Origin of the sequence: Phycicoccus avicenniae (assembly GCF_050496545.1) — a bacterium.
In the GTDB taxonomy this organism is placed as follows: Bacteria; Actinomycetota; Actinomycetes; order Actinomycetales; family Dermatophilaceae; genus Phycicoccus; species Phycicoccus avicenniae_A.
Genome location: NZ_JBNVZV010000017.1, coordinates 1 through 24,908, shown reverse-complemented (window position 1 = coordinate 24,908; position 24,908 = coordinate 1). Strand labels below are relative to the sequence as shown.

General features: G+C 74.1%; 24 protein-coding genes and 1 pseudogene. 17 read left to right on the top strand and 8 right to left on the bottom strand.

Annotated features, from left to right (window positions below):
* Positions 1-5: 5 nt before the first annotated feature.
* A complete protein-coding gene (locus tag ACQZ2A_RS14325; RefSeq protein ID WP_430212305.1) occupies positions 6-1,637 on the bottom strand; it encodes an HNH endonuclease signature motif containing protein in 1,632 nt (543 codons plus the stop codon).
* Between the two features lie 218 nt (positions 1,638-1,855).
* On the opposite strand from ACQZ2A_RS14325, the gene ACQZ2A_RS14320 reads away from it, so the two are divergent.
* The 3 genes from ACQZ2A_RS14320 (at position 1,856) to ACQZ2A_RS14310 (ending at position 4,262) form a co-directional block, all read left to right on the top strand.
* Positions 1,856-2,266, top strand: coding sequence for a nitroreductase/quinone reductase family protein (locus ACQZ2A_RS14320; RefSeq protein ID WP_430212302.1), 411 nt, complete (start codon positions 1,856-1,858; stop codon positions 2,264-2,266).
* A 132-nt stretch (positions 2,267-2,398) separates the two neighbouring features.
* Complete coding sequence (locus ACQZ2A_RS14315) at positions 2,399-3,313, top strand: SDR family oxidoreductase (RefSeq protein WP_430212300.1); 915 nt, start codon at positions 2,399-2,401, stop codon at positions 3,311-3,313.
* 49 nt (positions 3,314-3,362) lie between these two features.
* Positions 3,363-4,262 (top strand): NAD-dependent epimerase/dehydratase family protein, encoded by a 900-nt coding sequence (locus ACQZ2A_RS14310; protein WP_430212298.1) that lies wholly within the window; start codon positions 3,363-3,365, stop codon positions 4,260-4,262.
* 6 nt (positions 4,263-4,268) lie between these two features.
* On the opposite strand, the gene ACQZ2A_RS14305 is transcribed toward ACQZ2A_RS14310, so the two are convergent.
* Together ACQZ2A_RS14305 and ACQZ2A_RS14300 are read right to left on the bottom strand one after the other, a co-directional pair.
* The gene (locus tag ACQZ2A_RS14305) at positions 4,269-4,820 is read right to left on the bottom strand and encodes a dihydrofolate reductase family protein (RefSeq protein ID WP_430212296.1); all 552 of its coding nucleotides are present in this window, start codon (positions 4,818-4,820) and stop codon (positions 4,269-4,271) included.
* An 8-nt stretch (positions 4,821-4,828) separates the two neighbouring features.
* Complete coding sequence (locus ACQZ2A_RS14300) at positions 4,829-5,110, bottom strand: DUF4287 domain-containing protein (protein ID WP_430212294.1); 282 nt, start codon at positions 5,108-5,110, stop codon at positions 4,829-4,831.
* Positions 5,111-5,244: 134 nt separating this feature from the next.
* Here ACQZ2A_RS14300 and ACQZ2A_RS14295 point away from each other — a divergent pair, with 134 nt between their 5' ends.
* The 5 genes from ACQZ2A_RS14295 to ACQZ2A_RS14275 all read left to right on the top strand — a co-directional run bounded on the left by ACQZ2A_RS14295 (position 5,245) and on the right by ACQZ2A_RS14275 (position 9,348).
* Entirely contained in the window at positions 5,245-6,948 is a 1,704-nt protein-coding gene (locus tag ACQZ2A_RS14295) for an FAD-dependent oxidoreductase (RefSeq protein ID WP_430212292.1), read from the top strand.
* Between the two features lie 59 nt (positions 6,949-7,007).
* Positions 7,008-7,199, top strand: coding sequence for a hypothetical protein (locus tag ACQZ2A_RS14290; protein WP_430212291.1), 192 nt, complete (start codon positions 7,008-7,010; stop codon positions 7,197-7,199).
* Between the two features lie 77 nt (positions 7,200-7,276).
* A complete protein-coding gene (locus ACQZ2A_RS14285) occupies positions 7,277-8,074 on the top strand; it encodes a YqjF family protein (RefSeq protein ID WP_430212289.1) in 798 nt (265 codons plus the stop codon).
* Positions 8,071-8,496: a hypothetical protein gene (locus tag ACQZ2A_RS14280; protein WP_430212287.1), complete on the top strand. Its 426-nt coding sequence runs from the start codon at positions 8,071-8,073 to the stop codon at positions 8,494-8,496. The genes ACQZ2A_RS14285 and ACQZ2A_RS14280 overlap by 4 nt, the downstream gene beginning before the upstream one ends.
* A 183-nt stretch (positions 8,497-8,679) precedes the next feature.
* The gene (locus ACQZ2A_RS14275; protein ID WP_430212285.1) at positions 8,680-9,348 is read left to right on the top strand and encodes an SDR family oxidoreductase; all 669 of its coding nucleotides are present in this window, start codon (positions 8,680-8,682) and stop codon (positions 9,346-9,348) included.
* 1 nt (position 9,349) lies between these two features.
* Here the strand turns inward: ACQZ2A_RS14275 and ACQZ2A_RS14270 are convergent, their stop codons facing one another.
* The 4 genes from ACQZ2A_RS14270 to ACQZ2A_RS14255 all read right to left on the bottom strand — a co-directional run bounded on the left by ACQZ2A_RS14270 (position 9,350) and on the right by ACQZ2A_RS14255 (position 14,107).
* Entirely contained in the window at positions 9,350-10,297 is a 948-nt protein-coding gene (locus ACQZ2A_RS14270) for an aminoglycoside phosphotransferase family protein (protein ID WP_430212283.1), read from the bottom strand.
* A 54-nt stretch (positions 10,298-10,351) separates the two neighbouring features.
* Positions 10,352-11,494 carry a glutamate--cysteine ligase gene (locus ACQZ2A_RS14265; protein WP_430212281.1) on the bottom strand — a complete coding sequence of 381 codons (1,143 nt, stop codon included), beginning with the start codon at positions 11,492-11,494 and terminating at the stop codon, positions 10,352-10,354.
* A 13-nt stretch (positions 11,495-11,507) separates the two neighbouring features.
* Positions 11,508-12,761 carry an arginine deiminase gene (locus ACQZ2A_RS14260; protein WP_430212279.1) on the bottom strand — a complete coding sequence of 418 codons (1,254 nt, stop codon included), beginning with the start codon at positions 12,759-12,761 and terminating at the stop codon, positions 11,508-11,510.
* Between the two features lie 89 nt (positions 12,762-12,850).
* Positions 12,851-14,107 carry a YibE/F family protein gene (locus tag ACQZ2A_RS14255; RefSeq protein WP_430212277.1) on the bottom strand — a complete coding sequence of 419 codons (1,257 nt, stop codon included), beginning with the start codon at positions 14,105-14,107 and terminating at the stop codon, positions 12,851-12,853.
* Between the two features lie 141 nt (positions 14,108-14,248).
* On the opposite strand from ACQZ2A_RS14255, the gene ACQZ2A_RS14250 reads away from it, so the two are divergent.
* Positions 14,249-14,941, top strand: a complete 693-nt coding sequence (locus ACQZ2A_RS14250; protein ID WP_430212275.1) for a hypothetical protein — start codon at positions 14,249-14,251, stop codon at positions 14,939-14,941.
* A gap of 66 nt (positions 14,942-15,007) precedes the next feature.
* On the opposite strand, the gene ACQZ2A_RS14245 is transcribed toward ACQZ2A_RS14250, so the two are convergent.
* Positions 15,008-15,475, bottom strand: a complete 468-nt coding sequence (locus tag ACQZ2A_RS14245) for an SRPBCC family protein (protein WP_430212273.1) — start codon at positions 15,473-15,475, stop codon at positions 15,008-15,010.
* 371 nt (positions 15,476-15,846) lie between these two features.
* Here ACQZ2A_RS14245 and ACQZ2A_RS14240 point away from each other — a divergent pair, with 371 nt between their 5' ends.
* From ACQZ2A_RS14240 to ACQZ2A_RS14205, 8 genes and pseudogenes are all read left to right on the top strand, one after another.
* Entirely contained in the window at positions 15,847-16,896 is a 1,050-nt protein-coding gene (locus ACQZ2A_RS14240; protein ID WP_430212270.1) for a LacI family DNA-binding transcriptional regulator, read from the top strand.
* Positions 16,897-16,942: 46 nt separating this feature from the next.
* Complete coding sequence (locus ACQZ2A_RS14235) at positions 16,943-18,214, top strand: sugar ABC transporter substrate-binding protein (protein WP_430212269.1); 1,272 nt, start codon at positions 16,943-16,945, stop codon at positions 18,212-18,214.
* 1 nt (position 18,215) lies between these two features.
* Positions 18,216-19,163, top strand: a complete 948-nt coding sequence (locus ACQZ2A_RS14230; protein WP_430212267.1) for a carbohydrate ABC transporter permease — start codon at positions 18,216-18,218, stop codon at positions 19,161-19,163.
* The gene (locus ACQZ2A_RS14225) at positions 19,163-19,987 is read left to right on the top strand and encodes a carbohydrate ABC transporter permease (protein WP_430212264.1); all 825 of its coding nucleotides are present in this window, start codon (positions 19,163-19,165) and stop codon (positions 19,985-19,987) included. The genes ACQZ2A_RS14230 and ACQZ2A_RS14225 overlap by 1 nt, the downstream gene beginning before the upstream one ends.
* Before the next feature lie 50 nt (positions 19,988-20,037).
* Complete coding sequence (locus ACQZ2A_RS14220) at positions 20,038-21,666, top strand: glucoamylase family protein (protein WP_430212262.1); 1,629 nt, start codon at positions 20,038-20,040, stop codon at positions 21,664-21,666.
* A 92-nt stretch (positions 21,667-21,758) separates the two neighbouring features.
* The gene (locus ACQZ2A_RS14215) at positions 21,759-23,546 is read left to right on the top strand and encodes a glycoside hydrolase family 3 protein (protein WP_430212459.1); all 1,788 of its coding nucleotides are present in this window, start codon (positions 21,759-21,761) and stop codon (positions 23,544-23,546) included.
* Positions 23,547-23,666: 120 nt separating this feature from the next.
* The gene (locus ACQZ2A_RS14210; RefSeq protein ID WP_430212259.1) at positions 23,667-24,161 is read left to right on the top strand and encodes a dsRBD fold-containing protein; all 495 of its coding nucleotides are present in this window, start codon (positions 23,667-23,669) and stop codon (positions 24,159-24,161) included.
* 105 nt (positions 24,162-24,266) lie between these two features.
* A pseudogene (locus ACQZ2A_RS14205) lies at positions 24,267-24,908 on the top strand (hypothetical protein); the annotation flags it as partial.

Sequence of the window (24,908 nt, the reverse complement as noted above, 5' to 3'; positions counted from 1 at the left end):
GCGGCTCAGAACGGCGGCCGGTCGTCCTGCTGCGGCAGCCGTGGTCGACGGCGGTGGGTCGGGAGGGTGTCGAGGGTCATCGGCACGCGGGGTCGGCTGACGTGGACGCGGCAGGTCCAGCTCGTGGCGGGGTCGGCGTGTTCGAGGTGGTGCTCGAGGGCGGAGTGGGGGCCGTCGGGCAGCGCCAAGGAGGGGTTGCCGGGTTCCGGCGGGGGTGGGTCGGTCCCGGCGTCGGGGAGGACGACCGGGTGGAGCTGGTCGGGTGGATGGGTGGTGCGGGTGCGTCCGGTGGGGTCGGTCCAGGTCATCGACGCGTCGGGGTGGAGCACGGCGCGCCAGCCGGGGCGTTGCTTGATGCGGTGGTGGCGCCGGCAGAGGCAGACCAGGTTCGCAGCACTGGTGGGTCCGGCCGGGTGGGGTCGGACGTGGTCGAGGTCGCAGTAGCGGGCGGCGGTGGTGCAGCCGGGGAAGCGGCAGTGCCGGTCCCGGGCCCGGACGAACGCGGCGAGCCGCGGGCTGGGTCGGTAGGCGCTGGTGCTCAGCTCGCCGTCGGGGTCGAGCGGGGCGCCGGTGCCGGTGTCGCAGGGCAGGATCCGCGGCCGGCCGAGACGGTCCCGTCCGGTGACGGCCGTGGCGGCCACAGCGCGCTCGAGCCAGCCGCGCTCGACGAGCAGCGGCTCACCGGCGCGGCCCGTGTCGACCTGGACGAGGTCGGTGGCCGCCCGGCCGGCGACCCCGGCAGCCGCGTTCTCGGACGGGTCCGCGGCAGTGACCGCGAACCCGTTGATCCCGGCGCCTGCGGCGGATGCGGGCACGCTTCCGCCCTCGACCGGGGTGGTGAGCACGACCTGGACGTCGATGGTCGCGTTGCTCGTCACGAGGTCGGTCAGCGCCTTCGCGCGGGCCCGGTCGATGCGCGGGCACACCCCGTCGGCGAGGTACTGCTGGGCCAGGGCGTCGATCGCGGCCCACGCGGTGCACGCCTCCTCGGAGGGGAAGGTGCCGAGCCACGTGTCGACACCCGGCTCGTCGACCCACCGCCGCAACCCGGAGGCCTCACGGGCGCGGACCGCCCGCTGGCGCAGCAGGTCCGGAGAGATCCTCGCCAGCAGCCGCCGGGTCCGCCGCCGCAGGTGGCTGCTGTCCTCGACGTCGAACCACTCCTGCAGCGAGGCGACCACGGTCTCGGCGAGCGGGGCGAGGACCTCTTCGAGCTCGTAGGCCACGACCTGTGCCCGGTACCCGTCCAACCGCCCAGCCCGCATCGCGGCGTACAGCCCGCCCAGCCCGGTGCACGACGCCGACCCGTTGGGTCCGTCGGCAGCGCGGCGCACCGCATCCCGCACCCGCCGCTCGGCGTGCACCGCGGATACCTTCAGCACCCCCGAGACCAGCGCCGGAGCATCCAGCGCCACGTGACCAGGCGCGCGCCGCACCTCCACGACCGTCCCGTCCTCGCACCACTCGGTCTCCACCGCGGCCAACGCCACGATCGCCTCGTCCTGCGCCGCCGAGGCGACATCGACCAGCGCCTGCAGCTCACCCAGCAGCTCGGCACACAGGCTCTGCGACCCGACGACCGGACCGGCATCGAGGGCCTCGACCAGGAGCTCGCGAGCCGCTCGCGCGGCATCCATCAGAACGCTCGTGGCGGCCATCGGCCCCCCTCCCCTCGTACCCCCGATCCTACCCGAACACACGTTCTACGGCAAGACCCGATACGGACTGAATTGGCTGCGGCACAACGTTTTTGCCACCACTAAGGACACCCTCCGAACCCAGCCCGCTCGACCGTGGAACACCCCCCGCCCCGGTGGTGTTCACCCGACGTCCCGACCGACGGAGAGGCCAGCGCATGTCCGACTGGAACCAGCAGATCATCGACGAGTTCCGCGCGAACGACGGCACGGTGCAGACCATGGGGTTCGGCCGCGGCCTGGTCCTGCTGCACCACACAGGAGCCCGCTCCGGCACCGAGCGCGTGTCCCCGCTCGCGGCCGTCCGCGACAGCGACGACCGCTGGTACCTGGCCGCCTCCAAGGGCGGTGCGCCGGACAACCCCGACTGGTTCCACAACCTGCGGGCCCACCCGGACGTGCGCATCGAGACGCCCGACGACGGCACGGTCGAGGTGCGCGCGACGGTGCTCGAGGGCGCGGAGCGCGACGCCGTGTGGGAGCGGTTCAAGCAGATGTCGGACGGTTTCCGCGGCTACGAGGAGAAGACGAGCCGGGTCATCCCGGTCGTCGCGCTCACCCGCCGCTGACGAGCCGCGCGTCGCCACCGCGCACACCGAGCCGGACGTACGGGCGGAATGGTGCCGGCACCTCGCTCGTTCGGTCCGACGAGAGGGTGGCGACACCGCCACCACCCCGACCGCGCCACGAGAGGCACCCCGATGAGCCGCTGGACGTACGCCGAGATGCCCGACCTCACCGGGAAGCGGGCCGTGGTCACGGGCGCCAACTCCGGCATCGGCCTGGTCGAGGCCCGCGAGCTCGCCCGCCATGGCGCCGACGTCGTGCTGGCCGTGCGCAACACCACGGCCGGCGAGGAGGCCGCCCAGCGCATCCGCCGCACCGGTGCCGCGGGAGCGGTGTCCGTCGAGGAGCTCGACCTCGCCTCGCAGGCGTCGGTGGCGGCGTTCGCCGACCGCTTCGACGGTCCGCTCGACCTGCTCGTCAACAACGCCGGCGTGATGACCCCGCCCCGCTACCGCGAGACCGAGGACGGCTTCGAGCTGCAGTTCGGCACCAACCACCTCGGCCACTTCGCGCTCACCGGGCGCCTGCTCCCCCACCTGCTGGAGGCGCCGGCGGCCCGCGTCACGACGGTGTCGTCCATCGCCCACCACCGTGGCGACGGCTCCGTGTGCGAGGGCAACCCGCGCGACGGCTGGGACACCCAGAAGGCCTACGGGCAGTCCAAGCTCGCCAACCTCCTCTTCGCCGACGAGCTCCAGCGCCGCGCCGCCGCCGCCGGGTCGTCGCTGACGTCGACCGCGGCCCACCCGGGCGTCTCGGCCACCAACCTCGTGACGAGCAAGGACGGCATGGGCGGCATGCCGGTCATCGGCGCGGTCGCCGGCCTCGGGGTCAAGCTCCTCTTCCCCGGGCCCGAGAAGGGCGCCGAGGGAACGGTGTTCGCAGCGACGGCGGCCCGGCCCGGCACGTACTCCGGGCCGACCGGCATCGGCGAGACGCGCGGCCCGGTCGGTGAGGCCCGGCGCTCGCAGTGGGCGCGCGACGAGACCCTCGCCGGGCTGCTGTTCGACCGCTCGGAGGAGCTCACCGGGGTGCGCTTCTCGTTCTGAGGCGTGCCTCGCACCCTGCGCGCCCCCGCCGTGGTGTGAGGATGCGGCCATGCGCATCTTCCTCACCGGCGGCAGCGGCAAGGCCGGCCGGCACGTCGTCCCCTACCTCCTCGAGCAGGGCCACACGGTCACCAACGCCGACCGGGCGCCCCTGGGCCTGGCCGGCGTCACCGACCTCGACGTCGAGCTGACCGACCTCGGGCAGGTCCTCTCCGCACTCCGGATGCCCGCCTCCTTCGACGAGCTCGACGAGCCCCGGGAGCAGGCCTACGACGCGATCGTGCACCTCGCCGCGGTGCCGGCCATCCTGCTCCGCCCGGACAACGAGACCTACGCCAACAACGTCGTCTCCACGTGGAACGTGCTCGAGGCGGCGGCGGTGCTCGGCATCCGCAAGGTCGTCTTCGCCTCGTCCGAGACGACGTACGGCATCTGCTTCGCCCGCGGCGAGCGGCGGCCCGACTACCTGCCCGTCGACGAGGAGCACCCGACTGTGCCCGAGGATGCCTACGCGACCTCGAAGGTCGTCAACGAGACCACTGCCCGCTCGGTGCAGCGGCGCACCGGGGCCGATGTCTACGGGCTGCGCATCAACAACGTCATCGAGCCGCACGAGTACGCCGAGAAGTTCCCCGGCTTCGTCGACGACCCGGCGCAGCGGCGGCGGAACATCTTCGCCTACATCGACGTCCGCGACCTGGCCCAGGCCATCGACCGCTGCCTGGCCACCGACGACCTCGGCTTCGAGGTGTTCAACATCGCCAACGCGGGCCACTCGGTGCGGGCGAGCACCTCCGAGCTCATCCAGCAGTTCTACGACGGGGTCGAGGTCCGCCGCGAGATGGGCGAGGACGAGACGTTCTTCTGCATCGACAAGGCGCGGCGGATGCTCGGCTACGAGCCGGTGCACTCGTGGCGCGAGGAGCTGGGGCAGACCGCTGGGGGCTGACGCCGGTCAGCGGGTGACGACCCACCGCTGGTAGCCGCCGCCGGTGCCGTACACCTGCGTCTCGGCGAGCTCGAGGGCCCGCGTGGACCATCCGTCCGGGAAGAGGCCGCGCCCCTCCCCCTGGACGACGGGGTACTGGAAGAGCCGCACCTCGTCGACGAGGTCGGCCTCGAACAGCGCGTGCACGAGGGTCACCGACCCCGTGCACACGATGTCGCCGCCCTCCTCATCGCGGAGCGCGGCGACGCGGTCCAGCCAGTCCCCGCCCAGCACGGTGGTGCCGGCCCAGCCGGGGTCGTCGAGTGTCGACGAGACGACGTACTTGTCGACCCGGTCCAGGTACGCGCTGACCCCGGTCGTGTCGCCCTCGAGGTCATGCCAGTGGCCGCGGAAGGACTCGAACGTCCCGCGGCCGACGAGCAGGGAGTCGGCGGCCGCCATCTGTCGGGCGCTCTCGGACCGCAGCGCCGGGTCGTCGGCCTGGGAGTCGAACCAGTCGCCGAGCATGTCGATGCGGCCGTCGAGGGTGATGTTCTGGGTCACGGCGAGGGTGCGCACGGGACCCCTCAGCGGTTGGCGAGGCCGTCGAGGCGCAGGACGTTCGACTCGTCGCGGTGGGTCCCGGTCGTGCCGACGTGCTTGTCACTGATCCCCGGCCCGTTCTTCACGACGTGCACGAGCGCCATCGCGTGGCCCTTGCCGAGCCCGTACTCGTCGGCGAGCCACGCGACGATCTCGCCGGCCTTGGTGTCGGCGCCGTAGCCGCGGGCGTGCGCCTCGTCGACGAGCTCCTGGGGGATCTTGCCGGTCTTCTTCTCGATGGTGTCGAGGTAGGCCTGGAACGACATCGGGTCACGGCTCCTGGGGTCGGTGGTGTGTCGAGCAGTCTGACCGGTGCGGGCGCCCGAACTCATCGCGGTGCCCGGTCGAGGGTGTGGACCGCCCGACCCCGCCGACCCGCGCTCCGCCTACGCTGGGGGGCATGAGCCTGCGGTCGGCGAACATCGAGCGGATCGACGGCGGCCTGTTCGACGTCCTCGTCGTGGGCGCCGGCATCAACGGCGCCGTGTCCGCGGCGGCCCTCGCCGGCCGGGGCGCCTCGGTCGCCCTCATCGACCGCGGGGACTTCGGCGGCTTCACCAGCCAGGAGTCCTCCAACCTCGTCTGGGGCGGCTTCAAGTACCTCGAGAACTACGAGCTGCCCCTCGTCTTCGGCCTGTGCCGCAGCCGCAACCGGCTGATGAAGGCCTACCCCGACAACATCCGCGAGATCGGCTTCCTCGCCGCGCTGAGCCGTTCCGCCCCGTACGCCCCGTGGTTCGCCGGCCTCGGCGCGACCGCCTACTGGGGCATCGGCCTGTTCGGCACCGAGCGCCCGCACCTCTACGGGCAGGAGGGCGTCAAGGAGCAGGAGCCCGCCATCGACGTCAGTGACGTCCGCGGCGGCATCGAGTACCGCGACGCCTACCTCGTCGACAACGACGCCCGCTTCGTCTTCTCCTTCGTCCGCTCCGCCCTCGAGGCCGGGGCGGCGGTCGCCAACTACGTCGAGCTCGTCTCCGCCCAGCGCATCGGCGACCGGTGGGTCTGCCGCCTCCGCGACACCGACTCCGGCGAGGAGGTCACCACGGCGGCGCGCGTGGTGGTCAACGCCGCCGGCCCGTTCGTCGACGACCTCAACACCTCCTGGGACCTGCGCACGGACCACCGGATCGTCTGCTCCAAGGGCATCCACCTCGTCGTGCCCCGCCTCACCACCGTCCACCACGACCGCGTCCTGGCCTTCTTCGACGACACCCAGCGCCTCTTCTACGTCATCCCGATGGGCCGGCGCTCGGTCATCGGCACCACCGACACCCGCGTGGACTCGCCGTACACCGAGGTCACCGACGAGGACCGCCAGTTCCTCCTCGACCAGATCAACGCCCGCCTCGACCTGCCGCAGCCGCTGACCGCCGACGACGTCATCGCCGAGCGGTGCGGTGTGCGCCCGCTCGTCGTGCGGCGCGGGGCGGACGACCACGCCGAGGCCGACTGGACCTCGCTGTCGCGCAAGCACGAGATCGAGCGCGACGACCAGCGGGCCGTCGTCACCGTGCTCGGCGGCAAGCTCACCGACTGCCTCAACGTCGGCGAGGAGGTCGCGGCCGAGGTCGAGGCGCTCGGCATCCCGCTCGAGAAGGACCTCGCCAACTGGTACGGCGAGCCGGCCGCCCAGACCCGCTCCGAGTTCTACCGGCAGGCGCGGCTCATGCGCCTCGACGCCCTGCGCGACAAGCCCGACGTCGAGCCGCTCACCGACCGCCTGTGGCGACGCTACGGCCGGCGCGCCTTCGACCTGCTCGAGGCGATCCGCGCCGACCCGTCGATGGGCGAGGACGTGATGGGCTCCGCCGACTACCTGCGCGCCGAGCTGTACACCGCCGCCGAGCACGAGATGGTCGTGACCCTCGACGACTTCATGCGCCGGCGCAGCAAGATCGACCTCGTGGTCCGCGACGAGGACATCGAGTCCTCCGAGGGGCTGGTCGAGGTGGCGCGCATCCTGTTCGGCGACCGCGCCGAGCAGCGCCTGGCCGACTACCGCGCCGGCAAGGCCCGCGAGGCAGCGTCCCGGCGCCCGAACCAGGTGAGCGGCGCGGCCGAGGCCGCCGAGGCGGCCGGAGCCACCGGCGCCACCGGCTGACAGGAACCCCACAGGGTCCTCCGACCGACCTCGGAGGACCGCGGGACAGGGTGGTGCCCATGACCACGGCACCGACCCTCCCCACCCCCTCCGGGCGATCGGTCCGCGAGCTCATCGCCGAGCTGGCGGGCACCGAGGACGCCCTGCGCGAGGGCTTGGCCGCCGGCTCGGCCGTCGAGCGCGGCCGGGTGGCTCGGCGCCAGGCCGGCATCGTGCGCGAGCTGCGCCGCCGCCGACCCGCCGGCCGCTGACCCCGAGCTTCGACAGCCCCGGGTGAGAGGGGTCACCTCGAGCGCGCGGCGGGCCCACCCGTCCGGAGACTCGGAGGGTGACCGAGCCGCCCACCCCCCTCCCGGTGACCCCGCACGACGCCCCCGACCCGGTGGCCCCGCCGCTCGCCGGTCCCCGCTCGATGCGCCAGCAGTGGCTCGACATCACGTTCGTGCACTGGGCGGTCGAGCCCGAGCTCGTCGCCCCGCTGCTGCCGGCCGGCACCCGTCCGGACACGATCGGCGGCGCCACGTACGTCGGCCTCATCCCGTTCCGGATGGTCGGCGCGGGGTTCGGTGCCGGGCCGGCGGTCCCGTGGCTCGGGACCTTCCTCGAGACCAACGTGCGCTTCTACTCCGTCGACGACCAGGGCCGGCGCGGCGTGGTCTTCGGCTCCCTCGAGGCCTCGCGCCTCCTCGTCTCGCTCGCGGCCCGCGCGGTGTTCGGCACGCCCTACACCTGGGCCCGGATGCGTTGCGCCCACGACGGGGACCGGCTCGAGTACGGCTCGGTGCGCCGCTGGCCCGCGCCCCGCGGCGCCCGCAGCCGGATGGTCGTCGAGGTGGGCGAGGCAGTGGCCGAGCCCGGACCGCTGGAGCACTTCCTCACCGCCAGATACGGCCTGCACACCCGGATGCTCGGCCGGACGCGGTGGGTGGCCAACGAGCACGAGCCGTGGCCGCTGCGGCGCGCGACGCTGCTCGACCTCGACGACGAGCTGCTGGCCGCCGCCGGCTTCCCGTCCCTGGCCGACCGGGCGCCGGACAGCGTGCTCCACTCGGCCGGCACGGCCACGGCGTTCGGGATGCCCCGCTCCCTCGGACGTCGACCGGGTGCGCGCGCCCTCGCCCGATGACCCCGCTCGCCGCCCTGGCCATCGCGTCCGCGCTGCACGCCGGCTTCCAGGTGACGGTCACGACGCTGGTCTACCCGGTGCTGGCCGCGCAGCCGGCCGGCTCCTTCGCGGCCGCGCACGACGCGCACTCCCGCCGGATCGTGCCCCTCGTCGGGGCGGTCTACCTCGCGGTCCTGCTCGCCGGTGGATGGGTGCTGGTCGCCGCGCCGCTGGGGCCGGCCGTGGTGGTCGCCCTGGCCGCCCAGGCGCTCGCCCTCGGGACGACCGCCCTCGTGGCCGCGCCCACCCACGGCGCGCTGGGACGGGAGGGCCCGGCCCCCGCCCTGCTCCGCCGCCTCCTGGTCGCCGACAGGGTGCGCGCCGGGGCGGCGCTCGCCGGGCTGGCGGCGGCCGTCGTGGCCGCGGTCGCCGCCCTCCCCTGACCCCACCCCTTCCCGGGGTCGAGTGCGGAAAGGGCTGCCCCTGCGACCACCTCCGCACTCGACTCCAGGCAGGCGCGGACCCATCCGGGGTTGAGTGCGGAACAGGCTGCCCCCGCGACCACCTCCGCACTCGACTCCGGGTAGCCGCGGAACAGCGGTCCCGGCGGCGGTGTTGGCCCGGACATGCGAATCCTCCTGATCGGCGGCCACGGCAAGGTGGCCCGTCACCTCACGCCCCTGCTCGCCCAGCGCTCCCACGAGGTCACCGCGGTCATCCGCAACCCCGAGCACTCGGCCGACGTCGAGGCCGACGGCGCCACGGCGCTCGTCGCCGACGTCCAGTCGCTCTCGACCGAGGAGCTCGCCGACCTGCTCGACGGCCACGACGCCGTCGTCTGGTCCGCCGGCGCCGGCGGCGGCAGCCCCGAGCGCACCTACGCCGTCGACCGGGACGCCGCCATCCGCTCGATGGACGCCGCCGCCCAGGCCGGCGTGCAGCGGTACGTGATGGTGTCGTACTACGGGGCCGGCCCGAACCACGGTGTGCCGCAGGACGACCCGTTCTTCGCCTACGCCGACGCCAAGACCGCGGCCGATGCGCACCTGCAGGAGTCCGCCCTGCACTGGACGCTCGTCCGTCCGAGCGCACTCACCGACGACCCCGGCACAGGGGCGGTCGAGACCTCGCGCACCGGCGCCGGCAAGGGCTCGGTGCCCCGCGCCGACGTCGCCCTCGTCGTCGCCGACGTCCTCGAGCGGCCGGGTACGGCGGGCGCCGTCATCGAGTTCAACGGCGGCGAGACCCCCGTGGCCGCCGAGCTCGACGCCGTCGAGGCCGCCGCGAACGCCTGAGTCAGAGCGCCTCGAGGGTCTCCCCGAGGGCGGCAAGCTGCCACGCCGTGTCCGCGCTGTCCTCCTCCGCCGCGAGGAGGTCGGGGACGAAGGACACGACGTCGAGCAGCAGCCAGTGCCGGGCCCGGTCCGCGAACCGCTCGCGGTCGACGCGCCGGCCGGTGAGCTGCTCGTACAGCGCCGCGACGTCGACGTCCGTGCGGGCCGCGACGAGCCACAGGTCCCGCTCGGGCTCCGCGCGCCGCGCGGTGTCCCAGTCGACGAGGACCGGGCCGTCGGCCGTCCGCACGACGTTGCCGGGATGCGGCTCCCCGTGGGTGACGACGAGCCGCGACGCGTCCGGCGCCGGCCGTCCGTCGGCGTCCTCGAGCGCCGTGCGCAGGCGGGCGAGCGAGCCCGCCAGCAACCCACCCACCCGGTCCGCCGGCGGCCCGCCCTCGGGCGGCCGGCCGGCGCGCACCCCGGCCAGGACGGCCTCGAGGTCGAGCCGCCCCGGGATCTCGTTGTCCTCGAGCGGAACTCCCTGCGCGTCGACGGCGTGCAACGCCGCCAGCCGCCGCACCAGGGCCACCGCGTCGTCGTCCGACCACCGGTCCCCGAACCGTCCGGCACTGCCGTCCAGCCAGGGCTGCACCGACACACCCCACCGACCGGTGCGGACCACGACGTCGCCGTCGCGCGAGGGGACCGGCGCGTGCACGCCCGGCACCCCGAGCGCCACGGCGGCGACCGCGGCCCCGAACGCCCCGGCGAGGCGCTCCTGCGCGCCGGCCGCCGCGACGTCGTCGGCCGACACGAACCACGGTGTGCCGGAACCGTCCTTGACTCGCCAGTGGTGGCTCCCGAACCCGACGGGCAGGTACTCCGCCGACCGCGCGTCCGGCAGCCATCCGTCGCGGACGACGGCGAGGACGGCCTCGGGCGTCAGGTCGAGCGGTGGGGACTGCACGTCGTCACCGTACGAGCCCGCGTGGCGCGACGCACCGGAGTTCTGCGCTCCGGCTCAGACGGGGACCAGCGCGGCACGCGCGGCCTCGCGCAGGTCGCCGCCGGCCTCCGCCGCGGCGGCCCGCATCCGCAGGTAGCCGGCGCCCCCGAGGGCCAGCCGCTCGATGCCGGCGAGCTCGTCGAGGCATCCCAGCCGTGCCGCCACGGGCTCCAGGCGGTCGAGGAGGGCGAGCACGTCCTCGACGACCGGCACCTCGCGGCTGCGTGCATCGGCGATGACGATGGCCTCCAGCCCGTACCGCGCTGCGCGCCACTTGTTCTCCTGCACGTGCCACGGCGGGAGCGGCTCGGGGAGCCGGCCGACGTCGAGCCGTTCCTCGAGGTGCACGAGGAGGCAGTGCACGAAGGCCGCGATGGCGGCGACCTCGGCCACGGTCATCAGCCCGTCGCACGCCCGGACCTCGATGGTGCCGAGCCGCAGCGAGGGGCGGATGTCCCAGCGGAGCTCGCTGGCGTCGTCGACGACCCCGGTGGTGAACACGTCGTGCAGGTAGGCCCGGTACTGCGCCCACGTCTCGAACTGGAAGGGCAGGCCCGCGGTCGGCAGCTGCTGGAAGAGCATCGTGCGGTTGCTCGCGTACCCGGTGTCGACGCCGCCGGTGAAGGGCGAGGAGGCGGAGAGCGCGGTGAGGTGCGGGTGGTAGGTGAGCAGGGCGTTGACCAGCGGCCAGACCTTGGCCGCCGAGGTGACCCCGACGTGCACGTGCACCCCGTAGATCACCATCTGCCGCCCCCACCACTGGGTGCGGTCGATGAGGGTCTCGTAGCGCAGGCCGGGCGAGACCTCCTGGTCCTCCCACCGGCTGAACGGGTGCGTGCCGCCGGCGAAGAGGCCGACCCCTAGGTCGTCGGCGGCGCGCCGGACCCGCGCCAGCCCCTCGTCGAGGTCGGTCGCCGCCTCGGCAGCGTTCTCGCACACCCCCGTCACGATCTCGACGGTGTTGCGCAGCAGCTCCTTGGTGACGAGCGAGCGCCCGGCGCCGGCCCGGCGCCCGCCCTCCTCGCTCGACCCCAGGGACTCGATGAGCTCGGGGGCGCGCGAGACGAGGTCGAGGGTGTCGGGGTCGACCAGGCCGAGCTCCCACTCGACCCCGAGGGTGCGCCCCGCCGAGGGGCGGAAGGTGCGGTCCGGACTCATCGCTGCGGCCCCCTCAGTAGTCGACGGCGTCGCGCACGAGCGGGCAGGTCATGCAGTGACCGCCACCGCGTCCGCGGCCGAGCTCGGCGCCGCGGATCTCGACGACCTCGATGCCGGCACGGCGCAGCAGCGCGTTGGTCGTCGTGTTCCGGTCGTAGGTGAAGACCACCCCGGGCTCGACGGCGACCGCGTTGTTGCCGCTGTCCCACTGCTGGCGCTCGGAGGTGTAGGCGTCGCCCCCGGTCTCGATGACCCGCAGCCCGTCGAGTCCGAGCGCCTCGGCCGTGACCTTGGTGAACGACCCCTCGCCGCGGTCCTCGACCTCGACGCCCGGCGCCGCGTCCGAGGGGTGCAGCACGAAGGTGTGGACGCCGTCCATGATCGTCGGGTAGAGCGTCACGACGTCGCGGTCGGCGAAGGTGAAGACGGTGTCGAGGTGCATCGCCGAGCGCAGCCGGGGCATCCCGGCCACGACGACCTTCTCGGCGGCCCCCTGCGCGAAGAGCGCGGCGGCGACCTGGGTGATCGCCTGGCGCGAGGTGCGCTCGCTCATCCCCATGAGGACCACGCCGTTGCCGACGGGCATGACGTCGCCGCCCTCGAGCGTGGCCTCGCCCCAGTCGGTCTCGGGGTCGCCCCACCAGATGGGCGAGCCGGCGAAGTCCGGGTGGAACCGGTAGACCGCCTTGTAGATGAGCGTCTCGTTCTGGCGCGCCGGCCAGTAGAGCGGGTTCAAGGTGAGGCCCCCGTACACCCAGCACGTGGTGTCCCGCGTGTAGAGCGTGTTCGGCAGCGGCGGCAGGAGGTACTCGCGCGCGCCGGTCTGCTCGCGGGCGAGCACGGCGAAGGGCGACCCGAACTCGCGCGGGAGGTCGGGGATGGCCAGCCCGCCGATGAGGAACTCGGCCAGCCGCTGCGGCGCGAGGCTCTCGAGGAAGGCCCGGGTGCCCTCGACCAGGCCGAGCCCGACGTGGTTGGCGACCACCTTGCGGTCGAGCAGCCAGTCGCGGGCGCCGGGCACGGCCATCGTCTCGGCGAGCACGTCGTGGAGCTCGACGACCTCGACCCCACGAGCGGTCAGCTCGGCGACGAACTCGGCGTGGTCGCGCTCGGCCTGCTCGACCCACAGGACGTCGTCGAAGAGCAGGTCGCCCGAGTTCGTCGGGGTCAGCCGACGGTGCGCGAGGCCCGGACGGCAGACGAGGACCTTGCGCAGCCGACCCACCTCGGAGTGGACGCCGTAGGTCGCGGGTCGGGGCTCGGGCATGCTCGGGCCTTCGGGTCGGCGGCGGCGGGACGGGCGTCCCGCTGCTGCCCCCGATCCCACCACAGGCCGGTGGGAGGCACCAGCGCCGGTCAGGCCGGGCGCGCCGGAGGCGGGGCCACGAGCACCGCGACGGCCGTGGTCGCGGGGATGGCGAGGACCAGGCCGACCGCGCTGGCCAGCGTGCGGACCACCTCGGCCGTGATGTCCTCGGACAGGAACAGCTTGTCGATGCCCTGGCCGGACAGCGAGATGAGCAGGAGGATCGGCAACGCCGCTCCGGCGTAGGCGAACACGATCGTGTAGACGGTCGAGGCGAGGTGGTCACGGCCGATCCGCATCGCCGACGCGAACAGCGCCGCCCTGCTGCGGGCGGGGTCGGCGGCCCGCAGCTCCCAGACCGCCGAGGTCTGGCTGATGGTCACGTCGTTGAGGACGCCGAAGGCCGCGATGAGCACGCCGCAGGCGACGAGGTCGTGCAGGCGCACCTCCGTGCCGAGGGCCTGCAGCAGACCGCCGTTCTCGTCCCCGACACCGGTCAGCCGGGCGGCGTCGGACCCCCAGACGCCGGCCACCGCGGTGAGGCCGAGACCGACGACGGTGCCGAGCAGCGCGGTGGAGGTGCGCAGGCTGAGGCCGTGTGTCAGGTAGAGCACGACGAGCATCGTGGCCCCGGATGCGGTGAGCCCCACCGCGACCGGGTCCGCACCCTGCAGCAGCGCGGGAGCGACGAAGCCGAGGAGCACGTAGCCGCCGAACCCGAGGCTGACCAGGGCCGCGAGCCCGCGCCATCGCGCGACGAGCAGCACGAGGACGACGAAGACCCCGGCGAGGACGAGGAGCGGGGGGTCGCGGTCGACACCGGCGAAGGAGTAGGCCCCGTCGATGACGGCCCCCTGGTCGGCGGCGTCGGCGAGCGCGTCGTCGGGGAGTTTCAGGAGGGTCACCGTGTCGCCGGCGCGCAGGCCCGAGCGGCTCACCTCCGGCGGGATGCGGACGGTCTGCGTCGACCCGTCGTCGAGACGGACCGCCAGCTGGCCGCAGTCCGGGGACCCGACCGGCCCGCCGTCGGTGGAGTCCGGGGCGGCCGCCGGGCAGGGCTCGGTGAGCGAGACGACACTGCCCTGGGGGAAGGTCGCGCCGGCGACGGCGTAGTCCAGGTCGGGGTTGGTCGGCACCTCGCCGCGCGGCCAGAGGGCGACCAGGCCGACGAGGGTCGCCGCGGCGGTGAGCGCCACGAGCAGCACGACCACGACGCGCGTGACGAGCGGGGTCGGCGCCGGGTCGGGCCGCTCGCCGGGGGTGGCGCCATGGGCGGCGGCCTCGGGGAGCGGGTGGTGGTGGCCCACGTCAGGCCTGCGCGGACGGGGCGTCGGGGGCGCGGCGCATCACGCGTCCGGACCCTAGCAGCGCATCCCGGGGACCGGTCGGGGTCGGCTCAGGGCTCACCCCGACAGACAGCGCCGACCTGCGCGGCCAGTCTCGACCTCATGACGACGACCGCCGCCCGGCCCGCCCACCGGGTCCACCCCGTGCCCACGGCCCGACACGACCTCCGGGCCCCGGCGCCCGGCGCCCGCGTCCGTGCGGCCGCCACGCGGCGCCCCGCAGTCCGCACGGCCGGGCTCGCTCTCGCGGCCGGGCTCGGCAGCCTCGCGCTGTCGGTCCCCGCGGTGGCCCAGCTCGACGGGCTCGGGTCGCGCTCCTCGGGCATCGACGTCGTCGCGAGCTTCCTCGTCGTGGCGGTCCTCGAGGTGGTCCTCGCCCGCACGCTGTGGACGCTCACCCGGGACCGCGCGCGGCCCGCCGCCTGGGCCGCGCTGCTGGCCAGGACCGGGTACGCGCTGCTCGTCGCCGTCGGGGCGGTGCTGCTCCTCGCGCAGGGGGACGCCGGAGCGGAGGCCTTCCGCGGCCACTGGTCCGACGCGCTCGGCGTGCTCGGCCTCCACCTCGTCGCGGCGGCGGTCGCGCTCCGGCAGTCCGGGCTCGCGGGCCGCATCGGGTCGACGGCGATGGCGCTGTGCGGCGCGCTCGCCCTCGTCGCGGGCCTCCTCCCGGGGACGGACCCCGCCCTCACCACGGTGCTGGTGCCGGCGGTGACCGGCGAGGCGCTCCTCGCGGCCGCCCTGGGACGGGCCGTGCTGCCCGGCCTCGGCGGTCGCACCCGTCCCGAGATCGGGTGACAGGCGCGGCGACCCGCTCGATGGTCTGCGTGTCGCCCGACCTCGAGGGGTCGGGGACCGGGCCGGTCAGGCCGGTGAGGCCTCCGCGGCGGCCCGCAGCCGCGCGAGGCCCTTCTCCATGTCCGGCCCGACGAGCGAGTCCATCGACTTCACGACGGAGAAGAGGCGCATCACCGGGCTCAGCTCGCCGACCATCCGCCACTCGACCCCCGTGCCCGACCCCTGCGGCGTGAGGACGAACTCGACCCGTGACCGCGAGGGGAACGGCTTCTCGAATGACAGCGCGACGTCGACCTCGTGCGGGGCGTCGCCGACCACCTCCATCGTGCCGCGGCCGGCCTTGCGGTTGCCCTCCCAGGCGTAGCGGGCGCCGACCCCGGCGTCGGCGCCGGTGTACGTGCGGCGCATCGCGGGGTCGAGGTCCTCCCAGGGTGACCAGCGGGGCCATTCCCGGAAGTCGCGGAGCAGCGCGCGCACCGCCTCCGGGGCGGCGTCGACCGTGGTGGTGCGCGAGACGGTGTACGGGGTGCCCATGCCGGACAGTCTGGCGGCGCCCGCGCCCGCGGGGAACCCCGCGCGTCTCGCCGCGCCGGGTCGGGATGCCCTGCCGGTGCCTGCGTGCCCCGCCGGTGCCTGCGCGCCTCACCGGTGTGCCATCGCGCCCCGGCGTTGCAGCATCTCCCCGGCCAGGCAGCATCTCCCCGGCGAGGCGGGAGGACCCCGGCACGGCAGCACCGCACCGGCCAGGCAGCCCGACCCCGGCCGCGCGAGCGCACCCCGCGACACGCCCGAGCGCGGGTCGGGCCCGACAACTTTCTGCGCACCCAAAGCCCACCGCGCGGGCCCGCCGTGGCAATGTAAGCGCTCACAACGACGTTGGAAGCGCTTACAAGGAGGTGGCGTGGATGGTGGTCCGTACTCCGGCCCGCGAGCCCTCGGGCCCGACCATCTACTCGGTGGCCGAGGCCGCCGGTGTCTCCATCGCCACCGTCTCCCGCGTCGTCCAGGGCACCGGAGCCGTCTCCGCCCGCACCCGCGCCAAGGTGCTCGAGGCCATCGACCGGCTCGACTACACCCCCCTGGCCGCCGCCCGCTCGCTCGCCGTGCGCCAGCACGAGGCGCTCGGCCTCGTCCTCCCCGAGCTCGAGGGCCCCTACTTCTCCGAGCTGCTCATGGGCTTCGAGGAGGCCGCCGCCGAGCTCGACCTCAGCGTCGTCCTCACCCTCGTCGAGCGGGGCCGCGACCTCGACGCCGCCCGGTTCGCCCGGCTCGTCGCGGCGGTCGACGGCGTCGCCGTGCTCGGCGGGCTGCTGCCCGAGCCGGTCCTGCGCCGCGCCACCCGGCAGCGCCCGCTGCTGGTCGTGGCCGGCGGTGGCACCGACGGCTTCGAGCACCTCGCCGCCGAGAACACGACGAGCTCGGCCGCGCTCACCGCCCACCTCATCGACGACCACGGCCGTACCCGCCCGGTCTACCTGGGCGACCCCGGGATCGCCCCCGACGTCCGACAGCGCTTCGACGGTTTCGCCGGGGCCCTCACCGAGCGCGGGCTCGCCGTCCCCGAACCCCTCGGCACCGGCCTGCGCGAGGAGGACGGCGCCGCCGTCGCCGAGCGCCTGCTCGAGGACGGCATCCCCGCGGACGCGGTCGTCTGCGCGAACGACGAGGTCGCCCTCGGCTTCATCGACCGGATGACCACCGCCGGCGTGCGCGTGCCGGGCGACCTGGCCGTCACCGGCTGGGACGACATCATGGCCGCCCGCTACGTGCGCCCCGGCCTGAGCACCGTGCGCCAGCCGGTCCGCGAGCTCGGGGCACTGGCCGCCCGCCGCCTCCACGAGCGGGTCACCGGCGCCGACCCCCACGAGCCGGGCGTCCTCGCCACGCGCGTCGTCCTGCGCGGCTCGTGCGGATGCCCCGAGCCGGCCCGCACGCCGGCCGCACCCACCCCCTGACCCACCACCCCGACCATCCCCACCCCCACCAGGAAGTGAGCACGAGATGAGACGCACGCCGACGACGGCCCTGGCCCTGCTGGCCACCGCCGCCCTGACCCTGAGCGCCTGCGGTCGCAGCGAGGACTCCGGGGCCGGAGCCGCGCAGGCCACCGACGTCGCCGCCGGCAAGGCGACCGGCACCATCACCGTCTGGGCGATGGGCGCCGAGGGCGAGAAGCTCCCCGAGCTCGCCAAGGACTTCGAGGCGCAGAACCCCGGCGCCAAGGTGAACGTCACCGCCATCCCGTGGGACGCGGCGCACGACAAGTTCACGACGGCGATCACCGCGAACAGCACCCCGGACGCCGCGATGGTCGGCACCACCTGGATGGGCGAGTTCGCCGGCCTCGACGCCCTCGACCCGCTGCCGAAGAACATCGACGCCTCCGGCTTCTTCCCCGGCGCGCAGGAGACGACCAAGGTCGGCGACACCTCCTACGGCATCCCCTGGTACGTCGAGACCCGCCTGCTCTACTACCGCACCGACCTCGCGAAGAAGGCCGGCTACGACGCCGCGCCGACGACGTGGCAGGGCCTGAAGGACATGGCCAAGGCGATGCAGGACAAGGCCGGCGCGAAGTACGGCATCGGCCTGCAGGCCGGCGGCACCGGCTCGTGGCAGACCCTCATGCCGTTCGCCTGGTCGGCCGGCGCCTCGCTCGAGAAGGACGGCAAGTACTCCTTCGACAACCCCGAGCTGCTCAAGGCCGCCCAGTACTACCAGTCCTTCTTCACCGACGGCATCGCCGACAAGGCCGCCCCCGTGCAGCCCACCACCGAGCCCGACTTCGCCAGCGGCAAGGTCCCGATGTTCATCTCCGGCCCCTGGATGATGTCCGCCGTCGAGAAGGTCGGCGGCGCCGGCTTCAAGGACAAGTACGCGGTCGCCAAGATCCCGGCCGACAAGCAGTCCTCCTCGTTCGTCGGCGGCTCCGACTTCGTCGTCTTCAAGAACTCCAAGCAGCGCGACACCGCCTGGAAGTTCGTGCAGTTCCTCGCCGACCCCAAGACCCAGGCGAAGTGGTACGGCATGTCCACCGACCTGCCGTCCGTGCAGTCCGCGTGGGAGGACTCCGCGCTGGCCGGAGACGACAAGCTCAAGGTGTTCGGCGAGCAGCTGACGACCGCCAAGGCCCCGCCGTCGTTCCCGACGTGGGAGCAGGTCGTCGCGAACCTCGACACCGAGATGGAGAAGGTCACCAAGACCGGCGCCGACCCGGCCGCCGCGTTGAAGACCGTGCAGCAGCAGGCCGACTCGATCGGCACCGGTCAGTGAGATGACCACGACCACCGCCCCGCCGGCCCCCGCCGGCGAGACCACCGCCCCGGGCGGACGGCGCCGTCGCGCCGCCGCCCGGGCGGAGGGGCGGGCTGCGTGGCTCCTCGCCCTCCCGTTCTGCCTGCTCTTCCTCACCTTCACGCTGTGGCCGGTGCTCCAGTCGCTCTTCATGAGCTTCACGGACACCCGGTCGCGCGACCTGCGCACGCCGTTCGCGGTCGACGTCGTCGGCCTCGAGAACTACACGCGGGCCCTCTCGGACCCCGTGTTCCGCAAGGCGATGCTCAACACGGCGTACTTCGTCCTCGTCGGCGTGCCGCTGACCCTGCTCGTGGCCCTGGCCGCGGCGGTCGCGCTCGACCGCGGCATCACCCGGCTGCGCGGGGTCTTCCGGCTCGGTTTCTACACGCCGGTCATCACCTCGATCGTCGCCGTCGCCGTCGTGTGGCGCTTCCTCCTCGAGACCGACTACGGGCTGATCAACACCGTGCTCGGCTGGGTGGGGATCGACGGCCCGAACTGGCTCGGCGACCCGAGCTGGTCGATGCCCTCGCTCATCCTCATGGCGACGTGGCGCAACTTCGGCACGGGGATGATCATCTTCCTCGCCGGGCTGCAGGCCGTGCCGTGGAGCCTGCACGAGGCCGCGGCCATCGACGGTGCGTCCGCGTGGAAGCGGTTCCGGTACATCACCCTTCCGCTGATGCGACCCACCATCCTCTTCGTCTCCGTGACGACGGGCATCGGCTACCTGCAGTTCTTCGAGGAGCCCTACGTTCTCACGAGCGGCGGCCCGCTGAACTCGACGAAGTCGATGTCCATGTACACGTACGAGCAGTTCGGGTTCGGCAACTACGGCTACGCGGCGTCGATCAGCTACATCATCTTCGTCCTCGTCGCCGTCGTCACCGCCATCCAGTTCCGCCTGCTGCGAGAGGAGAAGTGATGCTCGGCTCCCGCCGCTCCACCTGGTGGCTCTACGGCGTCCTGACCGTCGCCCTCGTCGCCGTCATCGCCCCGTTCGCCTGGATGGTCCTCGGCTCGTTCAAGTCCGAGGGCGAGCTGCGGTCGGCGCCGCCCACGTGGTGGCCCGAGTCCGCGAGCCTGGACAACTACACCCAGCTGTTCAGCCGGCTCGACTTCGGCGGCTACTTCACGAACTCCGTCGTCGTCGCGGTCGTCGTGACGGCCGGCAACCTGCTCTTCTGCTCGGCGCTCGGGTACGCCCTGGCGATGCTCGACTTCCGCGGCAAGAGAGCGCTGTTCGTCGTCGTGATGACGACGCTGATGATCCCCGGTGTGGTCACCTTCGTCCCGCTGTTCGTGCTCGTCGCGAACGCCGGCCTGGTCAACACCCTGCCGGGGCTGTTCCTGCCGTTCCTCGTCAGCCCGTTCGGCGTGTTCCTGATGCGCCAGTTCATCCTCGGGCTGCCGAGGGACCTCGTGGACGCCGGGCGCGTCGACGGCGCGGGCGAGCTGCGCATCTTCGGGCGGATCATCCTGCCCCTGTGCGGGCCCGCGCTGGCGACGCTCGGCATCCTCACCTTCCTCGGCAGCTGGAACAACTTCCTGTGGCCACTGGTCGTGGCCCAGACCGAGGACACCTACACCCTGCCCGTGGCGCTCGCGCTCTACAGCACCGGGCAGAACAGCACGCAGTACGGGCTCCTGCTCGCCGGCGCCACCGTCGTCGTCCTGCCCGTGCTCGTCGTGTTCATGGTCTTCCAGCGACGCTTCATCGAGGGCATCGCGACGACCGGCATCAAGTGAGGCCCGGCCACCCCGGACCCCACCCCACCACCCCGTCTGGAGACACCCGCATGACCCCTCGCACCCTCTCCGTCCCCGCGGCCTCGCGCCGCCAGCTGCTCGTCGGCGGCGCGGCCGCCCTCGGCGGGCTCGTCGTCAGCGGCGCGGCGGCCCAGCCCGCCCACGCCCTGACCGGCTCTCCCGCACCGGCGTTCCTGCGCGGCGAGGGCAAGCACGGTGCGTGGAGCACCCGCACCGCCCGCCGGTGGGCCGCCGACACCTGGCGTTCGCTCGTCGCGATGACCGACGAGCGCACCGGGCTGCCGGCCGACAACATCGAGGCGTCCCTGGCCGGGGGCGACCGCAGCGGCTACACCTCGCCGACGAACATCGGCGGCTACCTCTGGAGCGCGGTCGTCGCGCGCGAGCTCGGTCTCATCAGCCGGGGCGAGTGCACCCGTCGGCTGCTGCAGACCCTGCGCAGCGTCGATCGGATGGAGCACCACACCCCCAGCGGCATGTACTACAACTGGTACGACGAGGCCACGGGCGAGGCGCTCACCACCTGGCCGGACTCCGGCGACACGGTCGTCCCGTTCTGCTCGAGCATCGACAACGGCTGGCTCGGCGCGGCCCTGCTCGTCGTCGCGTCCGCCGACCGCGGCGCAGCGCCCTTGGCCCGCAAGGTCTTCGGCCGCATGCGGTGGGACGCGTTCTACAACGACAACAGCGACCCGGCCCACCAGGTCCGGGCCGGTGGCCTCATCCACGGCGGCTTCTACCCCAAGGAGGACGGCCGACCCGGCGGGACCTACCAGGGCACCCACATCGGCGGCGACCCGGTGTGGCTGACCACCCACCACTACGACACCACCGTGTCCGAGACCCGCATCACGAGCTACCTCGGCATCCTCACCGGGCAGATCCCGGCGCGCCAGTACTTCGCGATGTGGCGCACCTTCCCCGACACCTGCGACTGGTCCTGGCCGGAGATGAAGCCGGTCGGCGAGACCCGCACCTACCTCGGGCTCGAGGTCTTCGAGGGCGCCTACACCTACCGCGGGATGCACGTCGTCCCCGGGTGGGGCGGGTCGATGTTCGAGGAGCTGATGCCCGACGTGTTCGTCGACGAGGCCCGGTGGGCCCCGCGCTCGTGGGGACGCAACCACCCGCTGCACGTGCGCGCCCAGCGCGAGCACGGCCTGCTCGAGGCGAAGTACGGCTTCTGGGGCTTCTCGCCCGCCTCGAACCCGGCCGGCGGCTACCGCGAGTACGGCGTCGACGCGCTCGGCCTCAACCCGGACGGCTACTTCAGCGACCAGGAGATGACCAACTACGACCCCGGCTTCGGCGAGTGCCGCCCGGCGACGAACGCGACGCCGACCTTCGGCGACGGCGTCGTCACGCCGCACGCCGCGTTCCTCGCGATGATGCACGAGCCGCGCGAGGCCTTCGCCAACCTGGCCAGGATCGAGCACGAGCTCGGCGCCTACGACCGCGGCGGGTTCTTCGACGCCGTGGCCGTGCGCTCGGGCACCATCGCCCGCCGCTACCTCTCGCTCGACCAGGCGATGGTCATGGGCGCGCTCGGCAACGTCCTCGCCGGTGACGTGCTGCGGAAGGCGTTCTCCACCAGGTCGGTCGAGAAGCGGCTGCGCCCCGTGCTGGCCATGGAGGAGTTCGGGGCGGGTCTCGCGTGACGGCCGGCTCCACCCTCCACGACGCCCCCGTCGCCGCGCACCCGGGCGACGGCGACACCCCGGCCTGGCGCGACCTCAACGGCAACGGCGTGATGGACCCCTACGAGGACCCGCGCCTGCCCGTCGAGGAGCGCGTCGAGGACCTGCTCGGGCGGCTCTCGCTCGAGGAGAAGGTCGGCCTGATGTTCCACACGGTCATCGAGGCCGGTGCCGACGGCGACGTGCTCGAGCAGCCGGGACGCATCAGCAAGTCACCGACGAGCGAGGTGGTGCTGCGGAAGCACCTGTCGCACTTCAACGTCCACGCGCTCGAGGACGCCCGGCAGGCGGCCCGGTGGAGCAACGCGCTCCAGCGGCTGGCCGAGCGCACGCCGCACGGCATCCCCGTGACGGTCAGCACCGACCCGCGGCACGCGTTCATCGAGAACGCCGGGGCATCGTTCGCGGCGGGGTCGTTCTCGCAGTGGCCTGAGCCGCTGGGCCTGGCCGCCCTGCGCGACGCGGACGCCGTGCGCCGCTTCGCCGACATCGCGCGGCGCGAGTACACGGCGGTGGGCATCCGGGAGGCCCTGCACCCGACCCTCGACCTGGCCACCGAGCCGCGGTGGGCGCGCCAGTGCGGCACCTTCGGGCAGGACCCGCAGCTGGCCGGGGACCTCGGCGTGGCCTACCTCGAGGGCTTCCAGCAGGGTGCGGAGCTGGGTCCGGAGGCCGTGGCCTGCGTGGTCAAGCACTTCCCCGGTGGCGGTCCGCAGAAGGACGGCGAGGACGCCCACTTCCCCTACGGACGCGAACAGGTCTACGAGGGAGGGCGGTTCGCCGACCACCTCGAGCCGTTCCCCCGCGCCGTCGACGCCGGTGCCGCGGCCGTCATGCCGTACTACGGGATGCCGGTGGGGCTCGAGGTCGACGGCGAGCCGGTCGAGGAGGTCGGCTTCGGCTACAACCGGCAGGTCGTCACCGGGATGCTCCGCGAGGGCCTCGGCTTCGACGGCGTCGTGCTCACCGACTGGGAGCTGGTCAACGACAACCACGTCGGGGACCAGGTGCTCCCCGCCCGGGCGTGGGGGGTCGAGCACCTCGACCCCGCCGGCCGGATGGAGCTGATCCTGCACGCCGGCGCCGACCAGTTCGGCGGGGAGGAGTGCGTCGAGCTGCTGCTCGACCTCGTCCGGGCCGGGCGGGTGACGCAGGAGCGCATCGACGACTCCGCCCGCCGGTTGCTGCGGGTCAAGTTCCGCCTCGGCCTGTTCGACGACCCGTTCGTCCACGAGGACGCCGCCGCCCTCGTGGTCGGCAACGACGAGTTCCGGCGCGCGGGCTTCGAGGCGCAGGCGCGCTCGGTCACCGTGCTGCGCAACGAGCCGGTCGGCGGGGCGGGCCCCGTCCTGCCGCTCCGCCCGGGTACCCGGGTGCACGCGGAGGGTGTCGCCCCCGAGGCGCTCGTCGTCGCCGGCCTCGTACCGGTGGCCACTCCTGCGGAGGCCGAGGTCACCCTGGTCCGGCTCGGCGCCCCCTTCGAACCCCGCGACGACCTCTTCCTCGAGGCCTGGTTCCACCAAGGGTCGCTCGACTTCCCCCCGGGGCTCGTCTCGCGACTGGAGCGGGTGGCGGACGCCTGCCCGCTGGTCGTCGACGTCTCCCTCGACCGGCCGGCCGTGCTCACCCCGCTCGTCCCGCTGTGCGCCGGCCTCACGGCGACGTACGGCAGCAGCGACGCCGCCCTGGTGGCCGCCCTGACCGGGCAGGTCCCGCCCGAAGGGCGGCTGCCCTTCGACGTCCCGGTCTCGATGGAGGCCGTCCGCCGGCACCCCGAGGACGTCCCGGGCTTCGGCGAGGACGCCCTCTTCCGGTTCGGGGACGGACTCACCCTGGCCTGAGGCCACCGCCCACCCCTGTCGCCCGAGCCTTCGGCGGAGGATGATCGGGGTGGGCGCCGGCGGCCCTCGCCACCGCCGCGGCGCCGCACCCACGGGTGGCGCCGGCCCGAGGAGGCGGCCGTGAGGGCACGTGCAGGAGACCACATCGTCCTCGCCGGAGAACAGGTCGACCAGCCGGTGCGCTCCGGCGTGGTCGTGGCGACGGGGACCGGCGACGGCCCGCCGTACACCGTGCGGTGGGACGACGGGCGCACGAGCAGCATCTACCCGGGGCCGGGCTCGGTCCTGCGGGTCGACGCCACCACCGAGCCCCTCGCCGCGACGGACGGCACCTCCGACGTCGGCACGCTGCGCCAGTGGACGGTCCGGGTCACGCTGTTCGAGCAGGGCGACGACACGACGGCCACGGTCGCGCTGCTCGCGGACTCCCCCGACGCCCTGACCGCGCGCGGGACCAGCCGCCGGGCGGGCGAGGACGCCCCGAGCAGCCACATCGGCGACGAGGTGGCCGTGGCCCGGGCGCTGCGCCGCCTCGCCGACCGGCTCACGGCCGACGCCGAGGCCGACATCGAGCGGTCCACCGGCGAGCACGACGTGCACCTGCGCCCCCGCTGACGGACGACGCGTTCCCGGCGACGTCCGGCTCCACCTGACCGTCGGCTGAGGACCGGTACGCCACGGAACCATCGGGACTGGTGGGACGGATGTGACACTCGACGCGTGCTCCGACGAACCGTCGCGCGCGCGACTCCCGTCGTGGCCGCCCTCACCCTCGTCCTGGCGGCGGCACCCGCGGCCGTGGCCGACGACCCCGTCGTGCCCAGCGCCGGCTCGGTGGCGGCCGCCCGGTCGGCCGCCGCGACGGCCGACCGGGAGGCGGCCGCCCTCACGACCCGCCAAGCCGCCCTCGGCGCCCGGCTGACCCGGCTGCAGCTCGAGGTCGCCCGGGCCGTCGACGCGCAGCGTGCGGCCGAGCAGGACCTCGTCCGCGCCGCCGCCGTGGCGGACAAGGCCGCGGCCTCCCTCGTCGCGGCCCGCGCGGACGCCGAGCAGGCCCACCGGGCCGTCTCCGACGCCGCGTTCCGCGCCTGGACCACCACCGGGGAGGTCTCGCAGCTCGAGCTCGTGCTCGCCGGCTCGCCCGGGTCGATGGCCGACGCCCAGGTCGTCCTCGACTCCGACGCCCGGCGCACGAGCCGGGCCCTCGACCGGGCCACCGAGTCCGCGGCGGCCGCGACGTCGCGCAGCGCGTTCCTCGACGCCGCGCGGGCCGACGAGCAGGCCGCGACGACGCGTGCGTCCGCGGCCCGGCAGGCCGCCGAGCGGGCAGCGGCCTCCGCCCGCACGCAGGCCGCCGTCCTC

What these genes read in the sequence shown, in the direction of transcription:
- ACQZ2A_RS14310 (WP_430212298.1), top strand. Translation starts at nt 3,363, where the DNA reads ATGCGCATCTTCCTCACCGGCGGCAGCGGCAAGGCCGGCCGGCACGTC.
- ACQZ2A_RS14260 (WP_430212279.1), bottom strand. Translation starts at nt 12,761, where the DNA reads ATGCCCGAGCCCCGACCCGCGACCTACGGCGTCCACTCCGAGGTGGGT.
- ACQZ2A_RS14300 (WP_430212294.1), bottom strand. Translation starts at nt 5,110, where the DNA reads ATGTCGTTCCAGGCCTACCTCGACACCATCGAGAAGAAGACCGGCAAG.
- ACQZ2A_RS14280 (WP_430212287.1), top strand. Translation starts at nt 8,071, where the DNA reads ATGACCCCGCTCGCCGCCCTGGCCATCGCGTCCGCGCTGCACGCCGGC.
- ACQZ2A_RS14245 (WP_430212273.1), bottom strand. Translation starts at nt 15,475, where the DNA reads ATGGGCACCCCGTACACCGTCTCGCGCACCACCACGGTCGACGCCGCC.
- ACQZ2A_RS14315 (WP_430212300.1), top strand. Translation starts at nt 2,399, where the DNA reads ATGAGCCGCTGGACGTACGCCGAGATGCCCGACCTCACCGGGAAGCGG.
- ACQZ2A_RS14225 (WP_430212264.1), top strand. Translation starts at nt 19,163, where the DNA reads ATGCTCGGCTCCCGCCGCTCCACCTGGTGGCTCTACGGCGTCCTGACC.
- ACQZ2A_RS14325 (WP_430212305.1), bottom strand. Translation starts at nt 1,637, where the DNA reads ATGGATGCCGCGCGAGCGGCTCGCGAGCTCCTGGTCGAGGCCCTCGAT.
- ACQZ2A_RS14230 (WP_430212267.1), top strand. Translation starts at nt 18,216, where the DNA reads ATGACCACGACCACCGCCCCGCCGGCCCCCGCCGGCGAGACCACCGCC.
- ACQZ2A_RS14220 (WP_430212262.1), top strand. Translation starts at nt 20,038, where the DNA reads ATGACCCCTCGCACCCTCTCCGTCCCCGCGGCCTCGCGCCGCCAGCTG.
- ACQZ2A_RS14250 (WP_430212275.1), top strand. Translation starts at nt 14,249, where the DNA reads ATGACGACGACCGCCGCCCGGCCCGCCCACCGGGTCCACCCCGTGCCC.
- ACQZ2A_RS14290 (WP_430212291.1), top strand. Translation starts at nt 7,008, where the DNA reads ATGACCACGGCACCGACCCTCCCCACCCCCTCCGGGCGATCGGTCCGC.
- ACQZ2A_RS14275 (WP_430212285.1), top strand. Translation starts at nt 8,680, where the DNA reads ATGCGAATCCTCCTGATCGGCGGCCACGGCAAGGTGGCCCGTCACCTC.
- ACQZ2A_RS14215 (WP_430212459.1), top strand. Translation starts at nt 21,759, where the DNA reads ATGGACCCCTACGAGGACCCGCGCCTGCCCGTCGAGGAGCGCGTCGAG.
- ACQZ2A_RS14235 (WP_430212269.1), top strand. Translation starts at nt 16,943, where the DNA reads ATGAGACGCACGCCGACGACGGCCCTGGCCCTGCTGGCCACCGCCGCC.
- ACQZ2A_RS14265 (WP_430212281.1), bottom strand. Translation starts at nt 11,494, where the DNA reads ATGAGTCCGGACCGCACCTTCCGCCCCTCGGCGGGGCGCACCCTCGGG.
- ACQZ2A_RS14240 (WP_430212270.1), top strand. Translation starts at nt 15,847, where the DNA reads ATGGTGGTCCGTACTCCGGCCCGCGAGCCCTCGGGCCCGACCATCTAC.
- ACQZ2A_RS14295 (WP_430212292.1), top strand. Translation starts at nt 5,245, where the DNA reads ATGAGCCTGCGGTCGGCGAACATCGAGCGGATCGACGGCGGCCTGTTC.
- ACQZ2A_RS14320 (WP_430212302.1), top strand. Translation starts at nt 1,856, where the DNA reads ATGTCCGACTGGAACCAGCAGATCATCGACGAGTTCCGCGCGAACGAC.